Raw genomic sequence first — 17,570 nt, forward strand, 5'->3', positions numbered from 1 at the left:
TGGTGCCGCGATCGCGGGCGTGGCTGACGGTGTGTCAGTTGACGATGCGTCATAGCTATCATGGCTATGATGGGCGGACAAGACGACGGGAGCAGAGCGTGCGATACACCACGGTGGGCAGGTCGGGTCTGAAGGTCTCCGCGATCGGCCTGGGCTGCAACAACTTCGGCATGCGCATCGATCAGGGCGGCGCCGACAAGGTCGTCGGCGCGGCGATCGAGGCGGGCGTGACCCTGTTCGACACCGCCGACGTCTACGGCGGAGGGCAGTCGGAGGTGCTGCTCGGCAAGGCGCTGGGCAGCCGCCGCGACGACGTGGTGGTGGCCACCAAGTTCGGCGCCAAGGTGGCCGAGGGGCCGTACGGCCGGGGCTCCTCGCGCCGGCACGTGGTGCGCAGCTGCGAGGCGAGCCTGCGGCGGCTGGGCACCGACCACATCGACCTGTACTACCAGCACTACGCCGACCCCGATACCCCGATCGAGGAGACGCTGGGCGCGCTCGACGACCTGGTCCGGGCGGGCAAGGTGCGCTACGCGGGTACGTCCAACCTGACCGCGTGGCAACTCGCCGACGCCGCGCACCTGGCCGGCGGTACCCGGTTCGTCGCCGCGCAGCTGGAATGGAGCCTGCTCGACCGCGCCATCGAGCGGGAACTGGTGCCCGCCGCACGGCACTTCGGCGTCGGCGTGATCCCCTACTTCCCGCTCGCCTCCGGTCTGCTGACCGGCAAGTACCGGCGCGGCGAGGCGTTTCCCGAGGACAGCCGGTTCGGCGCCATCCCGCGCTTCGCGCAGGCGGTGGCCACGGACGAGAACTTCGCCGTCGTGGAACGGCTCACCGACTACGCCGAGGGGCAGGGACTGACCCTGCTCGAACTCGCCCTGTCCTGGCTTGCCGCGCAGCCCGAGGTGGCCTCGGTCCTGGTCGGCGCGACCCGCCCCGAACAGATCGCGGCCAACGCGGCGGCGGTCCGCGAGCTGACCCCGAACCAGGTCGCGGAGACGGCCGAACTGGCCGTGGCGGTACCGGCGTGAACCCCGCGGCGCAGCCGGTCCGCGCCGGCACCGAACGGTCCCTGCACAACGCCGGCATCGCGGACGAACTGGCCCGCCGGTTGCGCCGCCGGATCCTGGACGGTCCACTCCGGGACGGCGACATGCTGCCCAAACAGGACGACCTGATCGCCGAGTTCGGCGTCGGGCGCACCACGCTGCGCCAGGCGTTCCGGATCCTGGAGACCGAGGGCCTGATCACCGTCAAGCGCGGCAACACCGGCGGCGCGGTGGTACACGTCCCGCAACCGGCCGACGCGGCGCACATGTTCGGCATGGTCATGCACGCGCGCCAGGTCCGGCTGGACGACCTGGCGCAGGCGCTGCGGCGGCTGGAGCCGGTGTGCGCGGCGCTGTGCGCGGCACGGCCGGACCGGGCCACCGAGGTGGTGCCCTGGCTGCGCGAGGTGCACGCGCGGATGGAGCGGGCCGTGGCGGACGGGCCGGCGTTCATCCGGGCGGCGCGCGACTTCCACGAGGCGCTGGTGCTGCTGTGCGGGAACGAGACGATGAAGATCCTGCTGGGCGCGGTCGAGGTGTTGTGGGCACAGCAGGAACAGGAGTGGGCCCGGGACGCGTTGGCCGACACGGGTGAGCGGGTGCGACGCGCGGGACTTCGCGAACACGAGCACCTGATCGCGCTGATCGAGGCCGGCGACGAAACCGAGGTCTACCGCGAATCCGTCCGCCACCTGGAAGCCGCCCAGGACTACCCCCTCAAGTCCCACTCCGCGACCCCGATCACGTCCCCGTAGCCGCACACCGGCGACCTCACCCACCGGCGGGCCGAGCCGACCTCGAACGCCGGCGCCTCGGCTCGGGCATGCGCATGGCAAGCCGAGGCGGTTGGGGGCACGTCTCGTCCGAAGCGGTGACGGGTACCGACTGCCCATGCCGGCGCGGCGGCTGGGGCTTGTTCGGGACATGTCCCGAACGCGGTTCGGCCTGTCCGGGACGGCCGTGTGGGTTCGAGGATTGGCCTGCGACGGCAGCGCGGGCCGCTCACGAGCGACGACCCGTGCTCGTGCTGCGGCGATGGCGCGGTCGCGCTGCCGGGTGACCTCGGGCAACGTGCACGGCTCGCGGCGCCTGGCGTCGGGTCGGGGCCATCGATGCAGTGGCAGTCCAGTCCATGTCAGCGTGTTGGGGGATCCATGTACGAGGAATTCGCGCGCCAGGCACGGCAATTCGGCTACCAGGTCTCGCCGCTGAAGGCGATCGACACGCCGGCGGCCCGAGCGTATACGGATGAGCTGTACCACGCCGCGGACCGGCAGATACGCGGCGTGCGTCTGTGGAGCCTTCCGATCGCCGGGCTGTTGGCGACCGGGGATCTGGTGCTGTTCGTGGTGGTGCTCGGCGCTCTTCCCGTCTGGGGTTTCCCGATCCTTGCCGTCTCGGGCGGGGCGCTGATCGTGGCGCTTGCCGCGCTGACGTCACCGGGGCCCGAGAACTTCGTCAAACCGGCCCGGGAACTTTTGTCGGCGCAGCCCTGGCAGGTGTGGCCGGCCCGCCTGGAGGATCTGTCCCGCGAAGACAGGGAAGCCGTTGCCGGGGCGGGCGTGTCCACTGTCCACCACCCAACGGCGCAAGTCCGGAGGGACGCGCGGTTGCACCGCCTCGTGCTCCTCGCCCCGGACGGGACGGCCGTCCGAACCTACGGCGTGCACCTGCCCCGCGATGCACGCGACGGATTCGTCGACGGCATCGGCGCCGTCTGGGTGTGCGGCGACCTGCGCGACGCCATCCTCGTTGCCGAGCCCGGCGCCCGGCGCTACTGGCAAGCCAAGCCTGTGGCGTTCCCGACCCGCCCCCACTCGCAGGAAGACCCCGGCACCGTCGACGCGGTCGCCACGGAAGCGGGGCGCGTCGCGCTACAGGTTTGGCTCGGCTGACCCTTTGCCGGGGACGGCGCGGCTCCCATCTCGCGTGCGCGCCACCGACTCGGCCGGGCGACCGAAGGCGGACCGAATCGCGGAGGGCTACAGCCCGATGTCCTCGGTGGCGGCGTCCTCCCACATCTTTGACGCGGGAACTCGATCACGGTTTCGTGGTCGGTCACGCACCTTGGACGCCCGACGCCCGACGCCGGTCAGCGGCCCCGCCATGTGGCGCCGAGTACGTCGGCGTTGAAACGGCCGATGACGCCCAGGGGGATGCCCTTCGGGCAGACCGCCGTGCATTCGCCCGTGTTCGTGCAGCCGCCGAAGTCCGCCTCGTCGTGGGCCTGGATCATTGCGTCGACCCTCGTGTCCTGTTCCACCTTTCCCTGGGGGAGCAGGCCCAGGTGGGTCGCCTTGGCGGCGGTGAACAACATCGCCGAGCCGTTCGGGCACGCCGCCACGCACGCCCCGCAGCCGATGCAGGTCGCGGCCTCGAACGCGGCGTCCGCGTCCGCCTTGGGGATCGGCGTGGCGTGGGCCTCGGGCGCCGAGCCGGTGGGTGCGGTGACGTAGCCGCCCGCCTCGATGATCCGGTCCAGGCCGCTGCGGTCCACCACCAGGTCCTTGACCACCGGGAAGGCCGCGGCGCGCCACGGTTCGACGTCGATGCTCTGCCCGTCCCGGAAGTGGCGCAGGTGCAACTGGCAGGTCGTGGTGGCCTTCTGCGGCCCGTGCGGCACCCCGTCGATGACCAGGCTGCACGCCCCGCAGATGCCCTCGCGGCAGTCGTGGTCGAACGCCACCGGCTCCTCGCCCGACTCGGTGAGCCGTTCGTTGAGTACGTCGAGCAGTTCCAGGAACGACATGTCGGCCGACGCGTCGGGCACGTCGTAGGCGACCATGCCGCCCCGGTCCTCGGGACCCTTCTGGCGCCAGATGCGCAGGGTGAGCTTCATGCGTAGTTCCTCGTGGCCAGGGTGACGTTGTCGAAGGCGAGTCGTTCGCGGTGCAGGACCGGCGGGCCGTCCGTGTACTCCCAGGCGGCGACGTAGGCGAAGGAGTCGTCGTCCCGGGCCGCCTCGCCGCCCGGGCTCTGGTGCTCGGCGCGGAAGTGGCCGCCGCAGGACTCCTCGCGGTGCAGCGCGTCCAGGCACATCAGTTCGGCCAACTCCAGGAAGTCGGCCACCCGGCCGGCCTTCTCCAGCGACTGGTTCAGCCCCGCCCCGCTGCCCGGCACCCGCAACCGCGCCCAGAACTCGGCCCGCAACTCGGGGATCCGCGCCAGCGCCTCGCGCAGCCCGGCCGCGTCGCGCTCCATCCCGCACTTCTCCCACATCAGCAGGCCCAACTCGCGGTGGAAGTGGTCGGCGGACAGGTCGCCGTCGACCGCGAGCAGCCGCTTGACCCGGTCCTGGACGCCCTGTTGGGTCGCCACCACCTCCGGATCGTCCGCGTCCACCGCCCCGAACGGCCCCGCCGCCAGGTAGTGGGTGAGCGTGGTCGGCAGCACGAAGTAGCCGTCGGCCAGCCCCTGCATCAGCGCCGAGGCACCCAGGCGGTTCGCGCCGTGGTCGGAGAAGTTGGCCTCGCCGACCACGAACAGCCCCGGGATCGTGGACTGGAGGTCGTAGTCGACCCACAGGCCGCCCATCGTGTAGTGCACGGCCGGGAAGATCCGCATCGGCACGGTGTACGGGTCCTCGCCGGTGATCCGCTCGTACATCGCGAAGAGGTTGCCGTACTTCTCCTCGACCGTCGCCGCGCCCAGGCGCTCGATGGCGTCGGCGAAGTCGAGGTAGACGCCGAGTCCGCCCGGACCCACCCCGCGTCCCTCGTCGCAGACCCGCTTGGCCGCGCGCGAGGCGATGTCGCGCGGGACGAGGTTGCCGAACGCCGGATACATGCGCTCCAGGAAGTAGTCCCGCTCCGCCGCCGGGATTTCGCCCGGCGCGCGGGTGTCGCCGCCGGCCACCGGCACCCACACCCGGCCGTCGTTGCGCAGCGACTCGCTCATCAGAGTGAGCTTGGACTGGTGCGCGCCGGAGACCGGAATACAGGTCGGGTGGATCTGGGTGAAGCACGGGTTGGCGAACAGCGCGCCGCGCCGATGCGCCCGCCAGATCGCGCTCGCGTTGCACCCCATCGCGTTCGTGGACAGGAAGTACGCGTTGCCGTAGCCGCCGGTGGCCAGCACCACGGCCTCGGCCAGGTGGGTGGACACCTCGCCGGTGACCAGGTCGCGCACCACCACGCCGCGCGCCCGCCCGTCCACCACGACCAGGTCCAGCATCTCGGTGCGCGCATGCACCGCGACATTGCCGGCCGCGACCTGGCGCGACATCGCCTGGTACGCGCCGAGCAACAACTGCTGACCGGTCTGCCCACGCGCGTAGAACGTCCGGGAGACCTGGGCTCCGCCGAACGAGCGGGTGTCGAGCAGGCCGCCGTAGTCGCGCGCGAACGGCACGCCCTGGGCCACGCACTGGTCGATGATCTGCGTACTCAACTCGGCCAGCCGGTGCACGTTGGACTCGCGGGCGCGGAAGTCGCCGCCCTTGATCGTGTCCTTGAACAGCCGGGCCACGCTGTCCCCGTCGCCCCGGTAGTTCTTCGCGGCGTTGATCCCGCCCTGTGCGGCGATGCTGTGCGCCCGGCGCGGCGAGTCCTGGTAGCAGAACGAGGTGACGGGGTGGCCGAGTTCGGCCAGCGTCGCGGCGGCGGAGGCGCCCGCCAGGCCGGTACCGACCACGATCACCGGCAGTCGGCGCCGGTTGGCCGGGTTGATCAGCCGCGCGCCCAACCGGCGCTGCTCCCAGCGTTCGGCCAACGGGCCCTCGGGCGCGGCGTGGTCGGCGATCTCGGCGCCGACGGTGTACCGCGCGTACTTGCCGTGTCCCGTGTGCTCGCTGCCTTCGATGTGCTCGGTCATCTCGTTCACCCCACGATTTTGACGGTCACGGCGAACGGCACGGACAGGAATCCGGCCGTCATCAACACGGCGTAGCCGGTCGCGACGCGACCCATCAGCCGCTCGGTGCCCGGGCGTTGCCGGCCGAGGGTGCGGGTCATGCTCCACACGCCGTGGCGCAGGTGGAATCCGACCGCTATCACGGCGATCGTGTAGATCGCGGTGATGTACCAGTGTTCGAAGTCGGCGGTGACGTTGGTGTACGGCTTGCCCGCGGCGCCGGTCGGGTTGGCCACCCCGACGGTCAGGTCGAGCAGGTGGTAGACCACGAACAGGGCGATGATCACGCCCCCCCAGCGCATCGTGCGGGCCGCGTAGGAGCCCTGCACGGGCGGGCGGTGTACGTACTTGACCGGCCGGGCCCGCCTGGCCCGGCGGGTGAGCAGGATCGCCATCGCCATGTGCACGACCACGCTCACGGTCAACCCGACGCGGATGATCCACAGGGTGCCCTCGTGCGGCACCAGCGGCTCGCCGATGGTGCGCAGCCAGTGCGCGTAGTGGTCGAAGCTCGACTCGCCGAAGAAGATCTTCAGATTGCCCAGCATGTGGGCGGTCAGGTAGGCAAGGAGCACGGCACCGCTGAGCGCCATCGCGATCTTCATCGTCACGGTGGAGCGGTGCGACGCTCCCTGCCTGCGCCGTCCGGCGGAGCCGGGAGCGCGGGTCAGGGTCGCCATGTCGTCGACGGTAGGGGGACCGAGGTCATGCCGTCCAAGATCGGGAATGCCTTGTTTCGATAGCTGCAGGCTATGCAAGGCTTGATCCATGCAGTTCCAGCAGCTCGTCTACTTCGTCGCGGTCGCCGAGACCCGGCACTTCACCCGTGCGGCGGCCCGCACGCACGTCGCGCAGCCGTCGTTGTCCAAGCAGATCCGGGCCCTGGAGCACGAGTTGGGGGCCGAGTTGTTCACCCGGGTGCGCGGCAACATCGCGCTCACCCCGGCGGGGGAGCGGCTGCTGCCGATCGCGCGGCGGATCCTGGCGGATGTGGACGTGGCCCACCTGGAGGTGGCCGAGCTGGTCGGGCTGCGCTCGGGGCGGGTCCGGATCGGGGCCACGCCGTCGTTGTCGGCGAGTCTGCTGGCCGAGGTGCTGCGCGGTTTCCAGGACCGCTACGCCGGGATCCGGCTGCTCGTCGACGAGAACGGCTCGCGCGATCTGGTGCGCGCGCTGCTGCGCGGTGATCTGGACCTGGCGCTGATCGTGGTGCCGCCACAGGGGGTCGGCGCGGCGCTGACCACCGAGCCGCTGCTGCGCGAGGACCTGGTGCTCGCGGGCCGCGCGCCGGTGGCCGGCCCGACCGTGCCGATCGCGGCGCTGCGGGGGGTGCGCCTGGTGATGTTCCGGGACGGCTACGACCTGCGCGAGGCGACCCTGACGGCGTGTCATGAGGCGGGGTTCGAGCCGGAGTTCGCGATCGAGGGCGGCGAGATGGACGCGGTCCTGCGGTTCGTCGAGGTGGGGTTGGGGCCGGCCATCGTGCCGAGCATGGTGCTGGCCGGGCGACCCGGCCTGACCGCGACGCCGCTGGCCCCGCCGGGCCTGTCCCGCACCATCGCGCTCGCGCATCGCAGCGACGCCGCGCTCACCCACGCGGCGCGGGCGTTCCGGGAGGAGCTGGTGGCGTTCTTGACCCCCGAGCGACTGCCGGCGGGTGTCGAGCGGATCGGGCGGGCGGCCCCGGGCGGGTGACGCCCGCCGGAGGCGGTCTCAGCCGAGCGCCATGACCAGGCACGTCGTGGTCGCCGTCGCGAGCACCCGGCCCCGGTCGTCGGTGAGTTCGGCCTCGGCGGTGCGGATGGTGCGCCCCCGGTGGACGACCCGGCCCTCGGCGCGCAGCGTGCTGCCGTCCAGCGGACCCGGCCGCAGGTAGCGCACGGAGATGTCGAGCGAGGTGTAGCCGGTCGCGGGCGGCAGCGTGGTGTGCACCGCGCAGGCCATCGCCGAGTCGAGCAGCGTGGCGGCGATGCCGCCGTGCATGGTGCCGATCGGGTTGGCGAACTCGGGCCGCGCGCTCGCGCTGAAGACGACCCGGCCGTCCTCGACCTCCTCGGGCTCCATCCCGATGAACGGGCCGATCCCCGTGGGCATGCCGTGGTCCCGCAGGGCCAGCAGCTGTTCCAGACCGGTCGGTCCCGTGGTCGACGACATCGTGCTCATCCCGAACCCCTCACCTGAGTTGACGTTGTCAAGTTGACAACGTCAACTCACCGGCTGTCAACTGGGGGCGTGCCCGACACCAGTCGCTCCCGCGCCCGCGCCCGACCCGGCGACGGGGCGCTGCTGCGGGGCGAGATCCTGGACGCCGCCACCGCCCTGCTCGACGAGGCCGGCGACGAATCCGCGCTGACGCTGCGCGCGGTGGCCGCCCGCGCCGGGGTGACCACGCCCTCGGTGTACCTGCACTTCGCGAACAAGCGGGAACTGGTCGACGCGGTGTGCCTGGCGGTCTGGGAGGACCTGGGGCGGCGGATGCGCGACGCGGGCGCGGGGATCGAGGATCCCTACCAGGCGATGCGTCGACACGGCGCCGCGTTCGTCCGCTTCGGGCTCGAACACCCGGTGCAGTACCGCCTGTTGATGATGCGCCCGCGCTCGGGCGAGGAGGCCGAGTGGAGCGCGGCCGACGCGTGCCTGGACTGGGTCGGCGAGGCGATCCGGCCGTGTCTGGAGGCGGGCGTCCTGGTCGGCGACCCGACCCGGCTGGCGCTGCAGATGCTGGCCGCGCTGCACGGCCTGGTGGCGCTGTATCTGGCCCGGCCCGACTATCCGTGGCCGGACGACGTGGAGACCATGGCCGACGAGGTGACCCGGATGGCGGGGCTCGGCTCGGCGCTGGCCGGACGGCTGCGCGGCCCCGGCCCGGCGCCCACCACCGGCGCGTTCACGGCGGGGTTCGACGCGCTCGCCGACCGGCTGCGGCGGCCGGATCCGGCCGCCGGGCCCGACGCGACGGAGTGAGGGCGGCGGGCCGCTCCCGAGGGGCAGGAGGGGAGACGGCCGCGCGTGCGACGGTCGAGGGTCAGCGGCCCTTGCGCTTGTCCGCCTGCTTCTTCACCTTGTCGACGATCGACTTGACCTTGTCCGGGTTCTGCTTGGCGTAGTCGGTCGCCTTCTTGATCAGCTTGTCGAGACCGGCCATGACGCCCACTCCTTGTTCCTCGCGGGGCGATCGGGTCGCCACCGCCGTGGTTCGGTGTTGCTCTGGTTCAGGATCAACCGCGGACCGGGGCGAATCGTTCCCTCGGGAAGATTCGTTTCCGGAGCCCGCGGCAGGGCCGCACCGAAAAACGGTGCGACCCTGCCGCGCGGCGTGTCCGCGGGCCGTGCCCGAGCGGATCCCCTGACGGGGAGCCGGCTCAGACGTTGACGCCGAAGTCCTTCGCGATGCCCGCGAGACCGGAGGCGTAGCCCTGGCCGACGGCGCGGAACTTCCACTCGTTGCCGTTGCGGTACAGCTCACCGAAGACCATCGCGGTCTCGGTGGACGCGTCCTCGGTGAGGTCGTAGCGCGCCAGTTCGTTGTTGTCGGCGCGGTTGACCACGCGGATGTACGCGTTGCGGACCTGGCCGAACGACTGGTCCCGGGCCACCGCGTCGTGGATGGAGACCGGGAAGACGATCCGCTGCACGTCGGCCGGCACCGAGGCCAGGTCGACGTTGACGGTCTCGTCGTCGCCTTCGCCCTCACCGGTGAGGTTGTCACCGGTGTGCTGGACCGAGCCGTCGGGGCTGGTCAGGTTGTTGTAGAAGACGAAGTGCAGATCGGACAGCACCCGACCGTCGTTGCCGAGCAGCAGCGCGCTCGCGTCGAGGTCGAAGTCCGCACCGGTCGTGCTGCGCGCATCCCATCCGAGACCCACCGCGACGGCGGTGAGGCCGGGCGCGGCCTTGGACAGGGATACGTTGCCGCCCTTGGCGAGACTGACTCCCATGGCAGTGCTTCCTTCCCTCGTGCATATTCGGGTACGGGCGGATCGGGTGATCACCGCGACGGCCGCCCACCGGGGTAAATCTACAGGAATGTAGAAGTCCGATGTGCGCCGTCGTGACGCGCGCATGACGCGCATCGTGCGATCGCCCATGCAGTGATACCCCATCCCACCACGGGTGGACGACAACGGGCTGCCGAACTGTGGGCGCGGTTCCGTCGATTCCGCCACATCCGCCGTTGTCGTGGGGGTTCGCGCGCTCGCGCATCACCCGCGCACGGGCTCCGTCGGCTCGTCGCCGGGTAGGCGCGCGGGCGTCGGGCCCGGTATTCGGGCGGCCAGTCGAAAGCCCCCGTCGACCACTCCGGCGGACAACGTGCCCCCCTCGGCCGCCAGCCTGCGACCGAGCGAGCCCAGCCCCATGCCCACCGCGGTCGGCGCCGGACCCACCGGGGCGCGGACCCCGTCGTTGGTCAGCACCAACACCACCTCGCCGCACGGCTCCACCGCCGCGGTGATCGCGCACCGCCTCGCGTCGCTGTGCCGCAGCACGTTGGTGGTGCCCTCGCGCAACACGGTGGCCAGCGCGGTGTCCACGCCGACCGGCAACGCGCCGACCTCGACCGAGACCTCCACCGCCATCCCGGCCGCCGCCAGCACGTCCCGGGCGGAGCGCGCCTCCACGGCCAGCGACATCCCGCGATACCCGCCCGCGACCGTGCCCACGTCCGCCAGCGCCTGCCGGGCCATGGTCAGCCCCTGGGCGACCCGCTCCGCCGCCGACTCCGGGTCCCGATCGGCCAGCCGCAGCGCCAGCTGACTCTCCAACACCAGCGCGGACAGGCTGAATCCGAGCAGATCGTGCAGATCGTGCCCGAACCGCAGCCGCTCCCGGGCCACCCGCACGGCCGCCAACTCGGCGCGCGCCGCGTTCAGCGCCCGCGCCACGTCGGCCATCCGCACCAGTCCGAACACCAGCGCGGCCCGCTCCAGGATCCACACCACGTGGTAGACGTGGTCGAGCGCGGTCGGACTCCACGTCCCGAAGTACAGGTCGTGACAGGCGAACCCGATCACCGCGAGCACCCGCCACGGCCCGCGCAGCAGCACCAGCGCGATGCCGGCCAGGAACAACCCGAGCGACCACGTCTTCGCGTCGAACACCACCAGCGGGACGTACGCGAGCGCGACCTGCGCTGCGAACGTCCACCGCCACCCCCGGGGCCGACCGGCCGCGGCCGGCGTGCAGTTGCGGATGTACAGCGCGACGAACCCGGCGAGCAGCAGCAGGAACAGCGCCTGCCGCGCGGGGGAGTAGTGGCTCGCCGCCAACATCCGCACCGGCAGCGGCACCACGATCAGCACCAGGATCACCACGCGCAGCACCGACACCGCCCGCGGCGTCGGCTCGACCGCGATGGCCGGCGGCGGCGTGCCCGCGACGCTCTTGTGCGCGTGCGCGTAGGCGCGCACCTCGGTCATCGCGCCCCGGGCCTCGGCCAGCGCCTCGGTCAGCGCCACCCGGGCCCGCTCCGGACACTCGCGCAGCTCGGCGACCAGCGCCTCGCCGCGCTCGACGATGCGGGTCAGACTCGCCCCGACCCCGTCGGTCAGGTGCCGGGTGAAGCGCAGCCGCTCGCGGGCCACCTCGGCGTCGGCGAGCGCGGTGCGCGTCGCGGCCAGCGCGGCCACCAGATCGGTGAGCCCGGCCAGCGCGTACACCGCGAGCCCGACCAGCGCGGCCTGGCCGAAGACCAGGTACAGCGCCTCGACCACGGTGGGCCGCACCGCGAGACCCACCGGCACCTGGACGGCCACCACCGCCGCGAACCCGGCCCAGCCGGCCCACGCGGGCCGGAGCAGCAGCAGCGCGGCACCGGCCAGGAAGCCCGGGTTGCCGTACCAGGTGTCGTGGAACCAGGTCATCGGCAGATAGGTGAGCACCGCCTGCGCGCCCAGCGTCCACACCCAACCGCGCGGCCGGGAGCCGTCGGTCGGCCGTACGCAGTTGCGCATGTGCAGGGCGACCAGGGTGAGCAGCATGGCCAGCGCGGCGCCCTTGGCCGTCGTGGACAGCCGGGTCGACTGGACCAGGCCGACGAAGCCGCCGAAGAAGAAGCCGCAGGTCACGGTCGCGACCACGACGCGCGCGAGCAGCGGTGCCCACGCGGCGTCGTCCCGGGGACCGGCGGCGATCCGCGGCACGCTGCGACGACCCCTCGACGCCATGACTCTCCCGTGCTGACAACCGATGCGCTCCACGGACGCGATGTGGGGCCGCCCGTACACCCCGCCGCTCCCGCAACGGCAGGGCAAACCGTACCGACCGGACATCCGACCGTCACCCCGGGGCCCGGCTCCCCCGCCGGTTACGCGGCGTCACTCGCACGGATCACCCCGCCGGCGGGGCCGACCGGTCCGTTCGATGGTGACGAGAAGCGATCGGGATCCGGGACGAGCAGGAAGCGAGGCGCCCATGTTCGCGGCCCTGGGCGGATTTGTCGTACGCAGGCCCTGGTGGGTCATCCTCGCGTGGGTGATCGCCGCCGGTGTGGTGATCGGTCTGGCGCCGAAGCTGACCTCCTCCACCGACGAGAAGAGCTTCCTCCCCAAGTCCTACGAGTCGGTCCGCGCGTCCGACCTGCGCGAGCGGGCGTTCCCGCAGCAGGAGAACGTCGGCGCGGTGATCGTCTTCCAGCGGGCCGACGGCAAGCCGCTGACCCCGGCCGACAGCGCCGTGGTGGCGCGGGTCTCCACGGCGGTGGAGGCGCGGAAGATCAAGGACGTGCTGGGGGTCACGCCCGGCCAGGTCTCGCCGAACGGGCTGGTGCAGACCGCGATGGTGGCCATGCCGGAGGTCAAGGACCCCAACGACGAGACCCCGCAGGACGCGGTCGAGGCGATGCGCAAGGAGGTCAAGGCGCAGGTCGCCGGGACCGACCTGACCGCCGGGATCACCGGCTCCGCCGCGCAGGCGCTGGACGAACGGGACTCGTCCGAGACCGCCGGCACCCTGGTCGCGGTGGGCACGATCGTGATCATCGTGCTGCTGCTGCTGATCATCTTCCGCAGCCCGATCATCGCGCTGCTTCCCGTGGTGATCATCGGATTGATCTCGCCGATGGCCACCGGACTGATCGCGTCGGCCAACAAGGTCTTCGACATGAAGGCCGACAGCTCGATCGAACAGTTGCTCACCGTGGTGCTGTTCGGCGTCGGCACCGACTACGTGCTGTTCCTGCTGTTCCGCTATCGCGAGGTGCTGCGCGAGGGGGTCGACCCGAAGAACGGCATGGTGCGCGCGGTCTCCCGGGTGGGCGAGGCGATCGCCTCCGCCGCGGCGGCGGTGATCGTCGCGTTCGCCGCGCTGACCCTGTCCACCCTGGGCATGTTGCGCTCGATGGGGCCGGCGCTCGCGATCGCGGTGTTCGTGACGCTGCTGGCCGGACTGACCCTGGTGCCGGCCGTGGTCTCGCTGCTCGGCACGCGCGTGTTCTGGCCGTCCAAGTCCTGGCGGGTGGCCCCGCACGGCACCGGCTTCGCCCGACTCGGGCGCGGCATCGGCCGGCGGCCGGTGGTGTTCGCGGTGGCCTCCGCGCTGGTGATGGGGGTGCTCGCGATCGGCGCGCTGGGTTACAAGGCCAACTTCGACCTCGCGGGCTCCTCGCTGCCGTCGGACAAGGAGTCGGTCAAGGCGATGAAGAGCCTGGAGAAGGGCTTCCCGCCGGGGACCACCGACCCGACCGAGGTCTACCTCGAGTCCACCACCGGCCGGCCGCTCACCCCGCAGGAGCGGGCCGCCTTCGAGGCGGAGCTGCGCGGGGTGAAGGGGGTCGGCTCGGTGGCCGAGCCGGTGCTCACCCCCGACCTGGCGACCGCGTTCTACTCGGTGGTGCTGTCCGACTCGCCGGCCACCGACGCGGCGCTGTCCACGGTGAAGAACCGGCTGCGGCCGACCATGCACCAGGCCGCGCCGGACGGCACCCGGGCGCTGGTGGGCGGGATCACCGCGGTCTATGTGGACATCAACCGCGCGGTGGACCGGGACTACTCGGTGGTCTTCCCCGTCGCGGCGGTGTGCATCATGATCATCCTGGGACTGCTGCTGCGCAGCCTGGTCGCGCCGTGGTACCTGATGGCCTCGGTGGCGCTCGGATTCGGCGCCACCCTAGGGGCGACCTCGGTGCTGTTCCAGAAGATCGGGGACCAGCCGGGGCTGATGTTCATGCTGCCGGTGATCATGTATCTGTTCGTGGTCGCGCTGGGCACCGACTACAACATCCTGATGGTGTCCCGACTGCGCGAGGAGGCCCGAGAGGGGCACAACCCGCACGACGCGGCGGCCGTGGCGGTCAAGCACTCCGGGCCCACCATCGCCGCCGCCGGCGTGATCCTGGCGGGCACCTTCGCCACGCTGATGCTGGCGGGCAACTCGACGCTGTCCCAGATGGGCTTCGCGCTCTCCAGCGGGATCGCGATCGCGGCCTTCATCATGGCGCTGATCTTCACGCCGAGCCTGACCGCGCTGATCGGCCACACCGCGTGGTGGCCGGGGCACGGGGACACCAAGCCGGCGGGGGAGAAGGAGCGGGCGGGCGCGCCGGTGGGCTGAGGGGCGAGGTGGGGCGGGGCGGTGGGAGCGGGCGGGACGTGGCGTGCGGGGTGCCGTCCGGGGTCAGGGCAGCTGCCGGGCCGCCCGTTCCGGGTCAGGGCAGCAGCACTCGGAACGCCGCGCCCTCGCCCGGGGCGGTGCGTACCTCGACCCGGCCGCCGTGTGCGTTGACCAGGGCGGCGACGATGGCCAGGCCGAGGCCGGAGCCGCCGCCGGCGGCGCGGCTGCGCGAGGAGTCGACCCGGTAGAAACGTTCGAACACACGCTGGGCGTGGGCCGGGGTCAGGCCGGGGCCGGCGTCGGCGACCTCGAGGGCCGCGCACCGGTCCGGCGGCCCGGTCCGGCCCACCGCGATCCGGATCGTGGTCCCGGCCGGGGTGTGGGTCAGCGCGTTGGAGACCAGGTTCGCCACGACCTGGCGCAGCCGGGACTCGTCGCCGAAGACCGTCACCGGATGCGCCGGGCCGCCGTCCAGGCCGGTCAGCGTCACCGCGCGGTCCGGGGCCAGGGTCTTGATGTCGTGCACCGCGTCGGCGGCCAGGATGCGCAGGTCCACCGGTTCGTTGCACAGCGGCCGCTGCTCGTCCAGGCGGGCCAGTTGCAGCAGGTCCTCGACCAGACCGCCCATCCGGATCGCCTCGTCCTCGATGCGCCGCATCGTGCGGGCCACCTCGGCCGGATCGGTGAGCGCGCCCATCCGGTACAACTCGGCGAAGCCGCGCACGCTGGCCAGCGGCGTGCGCAACTCGTGCCCGGCGTCGGCGACGAACCGGCGCATCCGGGTCTCCGACTCGGCGCGGGCCGCGAACGCGGTCTCGATCTGCGCCAGCATGCCGTTGATCGACGTGGACAACCGGCCGATCTCGGTGCCGGGCGCGGGTACCGGGACCCGGTGGGACAGGTCGCCCGCCGCGATCGCCGCCGCCGTCTCCTCGATCCGGCGCAGCGGACGCAGCCCGCCGCGCAGCGCGAACCAGCCGGCTGCGGCCAGTACGGTCAGGCAGGTCAGGCCGATCAGCAGGCACACCGTGCGCATCCGGTCGACCGCCGCCCGGACGTCGTTCAGCGGCTGGGCCAGCACCACGCTGCCCTCGCCGCCCGCCGTCGGCACCGCGAGCACCCGCCAGCGGGTGTCGCCGGACACCGAGTCGGTCTCGAACGGATGCCGGCGAAGCGCCGTCACGGTGACCGCGTCCAGACGGGGCAGCCGCGGGCCCAACTCCTCCTCGGCGCCGGGCGAGCGCACCCGCTGGCGGGTGCTGCCGTCGGGGTTCAGGTATTCGGCCACGATCCGGCTCGGCAACACGCCGAACGCGCGCCCGCGACCGCCGGGCGGCGGCCCGTTGCCGCGCGGCTCGCCGGGGGGTTCGGGCGGGCGGTACGCCATGCCCCGCGCGGCCTGGTTCAGTTGCCGGTCCACCTGGTCGGTGAGGTAGCCGCGCAGCGAGCCCACCACGACCGCCTGACTGACCAGCAGGGCGACGGCGACCAGGGTCATCGCGATGACCAGCACGCGGATGCGCAGCGACGATCGACTCGGGTGCGGGAGGCGCATCCCGGCGCCGTCAGGCCGACGGCTGCGGGCGCCGCAGCACGTATCCGACCCCGCGCACGGTGTGGATCAACTTGCCACCGCCGACGTCGAGTTCGATCTTGCGGCGCAGGTAGCTGATGTACGACTCGACGATGCTCAGGTCGCCGCCGAAGTCGTACTGCCAGACGTGGTCCAGGATCTGCGTCTTGGACACCACCCGGCCGGTGTTGAGCATCAGGTAGCGCAGCAGTTTGAACTCGGTGGGCGACAGCGACACCGGCCGTCCGCCGCGCAGTACCTCGTGGCCGTCCGGGTCGAGTTCGAGATCGGCGACCACGATCCGGTTGGAGGACGTCGGCACCCCCTCGTCGCCGTGCACCCGACGCAGCACCGCGTGGATCCGGGCGATCAACTCCTCGAGGCTGAACGGCTTGGTGACGTAGTCGTCCCCGCCCAGGGTCAATCCGGTGATCTTGTCCTTCGTGGTGTCCTTCGCGGTCAGGAACAACACCGGCAGCCGGGTACCGTCGGCGCGGAGTCGGCGGACCACCTCGAAGCCGTCCAGGTCGGGGAGCATCACGTCGAGCACGACCAGGTTCGGCCGACACCGCGCGACGGCGGCCAGCGCGTCGGCGCCGTCGGCCGCCGAGTCGACCTCGAATCCGGCGAAGCGCAGGCTGGCGGAGAGCAGTTCGCGGATGTTCGGCTCGTCGTCGACGACGAGCAGGCGGGTGCGGGCGCCCTCGGCGGGCGTGGCCATCTAGCCCGCCCCGCCGGTCGCGCCGCCGGTGCCGCCCGCGCTGCCCGTCGTGCCTGCGCCGCCTCGGCCGAGGGGAGTGGTGCCCTGGGCGACGGAGGTCGCGGTTACCGCGCCGTCGGCGCCGGTCGCGCCGCGCACCACGACGGTGTCGCCCGGCTTCAGGTCGACGGTGCGCCCGTCGCGGGTCACCTGGATCTTCGTTCCGGCGTCGGTCTTCACCTTCACGATGTTGCCGGCCGAATCTGAGACGTAGATGAAAGAGTCGTCGACGACCTTCACCGTCCCGGTGGTCAGGTCCGAGCCGGCGCCTGAGCCCGCGCCGGGCGTGGTGCCGCCGGCCGGGCGGCCGGCGCCCGGTTGGGTGCCGCCGCCGCCGGCGGTGCGGGCGGTGAAGGGGTTCGCGCCCTGCTGCGCCGTGCTCTGCCCGGTGCCGCCGCCCGCGTGGTCCTTCTGTACCTCGACGCCGGCGAGGAAGCCCGCGGACAGGAGCACGCCCGCGCCCAGGGCCAGGGTCAGTGCAGGCAGGCGGCGGCGGGGCGGGGCGGCCAACTCGTCGGCGACGTCGCGGGCGGCGGGCGGCCGGGCGAGGATGTCCTCCGGCGATTCGTCCGGCGCGTCGGTGGTGGCCGGTTCGGTGCGGAAGCCGCCGACGAAACCGGGCGGCTCGGGATCGGTGGGATCGTGCGTGGTCTCGTGGGCGGGGGATCCGGGCGTGCCGGAGTCGGGCGCCGGCTCGCCCGGTACGGGGTCGAGGGGGCGGGTGTCGTGCGGGTCGAGGCCGGGCTTCGGCGTCATGGTCGGGATTCTCCTCAGGAACGGCGGTGGG

General features: G+C 72.4%; 15 protein-coding genes. 6 read left to right on the forward strand and 9 right to left on the reverse strand.

Annotated elements, in window-relative coordinates:
• Positions 1–98 precede the first annotated feature (98 nt).
• From ACH4XV_RS05200 to ACH4XV_RS05210, 3 genes are all read left to right on the forward strand, one after another.
• On the forward strand, positions 99–1,034 hold the full coding sequence (locus ACH4XV_RS05200; protein ID WP_395786873.1) for an aldo/keto reductase: 936 nt from the start codon (positions 99–101) through the stop codon (positions 1,032–1,034).
• A complete protein-coding gene (locus ACH4XV_RS05205) occupies positions 1,031–1,807 on the forward strand; it encodes a FadR/GntR family transcriptional regulator (RefSeq protein WP_380000772.1) in 777 nt (258 codons plus the stop codon). Before ACH4XV_RS05200 ends, ACH4XV_RS05205 begins: the two co-directional genes overlap by 4 nt.
• Before the next feature lie 399 nt (positions 1,808–2,206).
• Entirely contained in the window at positions 2,207–2,947 is a 741-nt protein-coding gene (locus tag ACH4XV_RS05210) for a hypothetical protein (protein WP_395786874.1), read from the forward strand.
• Positions 2,948–3,144: 197 nt separating this feature from the next.
• On the opposite strand, the gene ACH4XV_RS05215 is transcribed toward ACH4XV_RS05210, so the two are convergent.
• The 3 genes from ACH4XV_RS05215 to ACH4XV_RS05225 are packed head-to-tail and all read right to left on the reverse strand — an operon-like array spanning position 3,145 to position 6,583.
• Complete coding sequence (locus tag ACH4XV_RS05215) at positions 3,145–3,891, reverse strand: succinate dehydrogenase/fumarate reductase iron-sulfur subunit (RefSeq protein WP_395786875.1); 747 nt, start codon at positions 3,889–3,891, stop codon at positions 3,145–3,147.
• Positions 3,888–5,864, reverse strand: a complete 1,977-nt coding sequence (locus tag ACH4XV_RS05220; protein WP_395787064.1) for a fumarate reductase/succinate dehydrogenase flavoprotein subunit — start codon at positions 5,862–5,864, stop codon at positions 3,888–3,890. The genes ACH4XV_RS05215 and ACH4XV_RS05220 overlap by 4 nt, the downstream gene beginning before the upstream one ends.
• A gap of 5 nt (positions 5,865–5,869) precedes the next feature.
• Complete coding sequence (locus ACH4XV_RS05225) at positions 5,870–6,583, reverse strand: succinate dehydrogenase cytochrome b subunit (RefSeq protein WP_395786876.1); 714 nt, start codon at positions 6,581–6,583, stop codon at positions 5,870–5,872.
• A gap of 88 nt (positions 6,584–6,671) precedes the next feature.
• Here ACH4XV_RS05225 and ACH4XV_RS05230 point away from each other — a divergent pair, with 88 nt between their 5' ends.
• Positions 6,672–7,598: a LysR family transcriptional regulator gene (locus ACH4XV_RS05230; protein WP_395786877.1), complete on the forward strand. Its 927-nt coding sequence runs from the start codon at positions 6,672–6,674 to the stop codon at positions 7,596–7,598.
• 18 nt (positions 7,599–7,616) lie between these two features.
• Here ACH4XV_RS05230 and ACH4XV_RS05235 read toward each other — a convergent pair whose 3' ends face one another.
• On the reverse strand, positions 7,617–8,066 hold the full coding sequence (locus ACH4XV_RS05235) for a PaaI family thioesterase (protein ID WP_395786878.1): 450 nt from the start codon (positions 8,064–8,066) through the stop codon (positions 7,617–7,619).
• Between the two features lie 69 nt (positions 8,067–8,135).
• On the opposite strand from ACH4XV_RS05235, the gene ACH4XV_RS05240 reads away from it, so the two are divergent.
• A complete protein-coding gene (locus ACH4XV_RS05240) occupies positions 8,136–8,867 on the forward strand; it encodes a TetR/AcrR family transcriptional regulator (RefSeq protein ID WP_395786879.1) in 732 nt (243 codons plus the stop codon).
• A 398-nt stretch (positions 8,868–9,265) separates the two neighbouring features.
• On the opposite strand, the gene ACH4XV_RS05245 is transcribed toward ACH4XV_RS05240, so the two are convergent.
• Complete coding sequence (locus ACH4XV_RS05245) at positions 9,266–9,841, reverse strand: TerD family protein (RefSeq protein WP_395786880.1); 576 nt, start codon at positions 9,839–9,841, stop codon at positions 9,266–9,268.
• Positions 9,842–10,105: 264 nt separating this feature from the next.
• A complete protein-coding gene (locus ACH4XV_RS05250) occupies positions 10,106–12,067 on the reverse strand; it encodes a histidine kinase (protein ID WP_395786881.1) in 1,962 nt (653 codons plus the stop codon).
• A gap of 247 nt (positions 12,068–12,314) precedes the next feature.
• Here ACH4XV_RS05250 and ACH4XV_RS05255 point away from each other — a divergent pair, with 247 nt between their 5' ends.
• On the forward strand, positions 12,315–14,450 hold the full coding sequence (locus ACH4XV_RS05255; RefSeq protein WP_395786882.1) for an MMPL family transporter: 2,136 nt from the start codon (positions 12,315–12,317) through the stop codon (positions 14,448–14,450).
• A 94-nt stretch (positions 14,451–14,544) separates the two neighbouring features.
• Here the strand turns inward: ACH4XV_RS05255 and ACH4XV_RS05260 are convergent, their stop codons facing one another.
• From ACH4XV_RS05260 to ACH4XV_RS05270, 3 genes are read right to left on the reverse strand one after another with little or no spacing between them, the layout of a single operon-like run.
• Positions 14,545–16,005, reverse strand: coding sequence for an ATP-binding protein (locus tag ACH4XV_RS05260; protein WP_395786883.1), 1,461 nt, complete (start codon positions 16,003–16,005; stop codon positions 14,545–14,547).
• A gap of 10 nt (positions 16,006–16,015) precedes the next feature.
• A complete protein-coding gene (locus ACH4XV_RS05265; RefSeq protein ID WP_395786884.1) occupies positions 16,016–16,744 on the reverse strand; it encodes a response regulator transcription factor in 729 nt (242 codons plus the stop codon).
• A complete protein-coding gene (locus tag ACH4XV_RS05270) occupies positions 16,745–17,539 on the reverse strand; it encodes a hypothetical protein (RefSeq protein WP_395786885.1) in 795 nt (264 codons plus the stop codon).
• Positions 17,540–17,570: the final 31 nt, after the last annotated feature.

Origin of the sequence: Embleya sp. NPDC020630, assembly GCF_044334985.1 — a bacterium.
In the GTDB taxonomy this organism is placed as follows: Bacteria; Actinomycetota; Actinomycetes; order Streptomycetales; family Streptomycetaceae; genus Embleya.

Coding starts and splice junctions, on each gene's coding strand:
- ACH4XV_RS05210 (WP_395786874.1), top strand. CDS start 2,207: ATGTACGAGGAATTCGCGCGCCAGGCACGGCAATTCGGCTACCAGGTC.
- ACH4XV_RS05225 (WP_395786876.1), bottom strand. CDS start 6,583: ATGGCGACCCTGACCCGCGCTCCCGGCTCCGCCGGACGGCGCAGGCAG.
- ACH4XV_RS05245 (WP_395786880.1), bottom strand. CDS start 9,841: ATGGGAGTCAGTCTCGCCAAGGGCGGCAACGTATCCCTGTCCAAGGCC.
- ACH4XV_RS05215 (WP_395786875.1), bottom strand. CDS start 3,891: ATGAAGCTCACCCTGCGCATCTGGCGCCAGAAGGGTCCCGAGGACCGG.
- ACH4XV_RS05260 (WP_395786883.1), bottom strand. CDS start 16,005: ATGCGCCTCCCGCACCCGAGTCGATCGTCGCTGCGCATCCGCGTGCTG.
- ACH4XV_RS05250 (WP_395786881.1), bottom strand. CDS start 12,067: ATGGCGTCGAGGGGTCGTCGCAGCGTGCCGCGGATCGCCGCCGGTCCC.
- ACH4XV_RS05230 (WP_395786877.1), top strand. CDS start 6,672: ATGCAGTTCCAGCAGCTCGTCTACTTCGTCGCGGTCGCCGAGACCCGG.
- ACH4XV_RS05265 (WP_395786884.1), bottom strand. CDS start 16,744: ATGGCCACGCCCGCCGAGGGCGCCCGCACCCGCCTGCTCGTCGTCGAC.
- ACH4XV_RS05255 (WP_395786882.1), top strand. CDS start 12,315: ATGTTCGCGGCCCTGGGCGGATTTGTCGTACGCAGGCCCTGGTGGGTC.
- ACH4XV_RS05220 (WP_395787064.1), bottom strand. CDS start 5,864: ATGACCGAGCACATCGAAGGCAGCGAGCACACGGGACACGGCAAGTAC.
- ACH4XV_RS05235 (WP_395786878.1), bottom strand. CDS start 8,066: ATGAGCACGATGTCGTCGACCACGGGACCGACCGGTCTGGAACAGCTG.
- ACH4XV_RS05270 (WP_395786885.1), bottom strand. CDS start 17,539: ATGACGCCGAAGCCCGGCCTCGACCCGCACGACACCCGCCCCCTCGAC.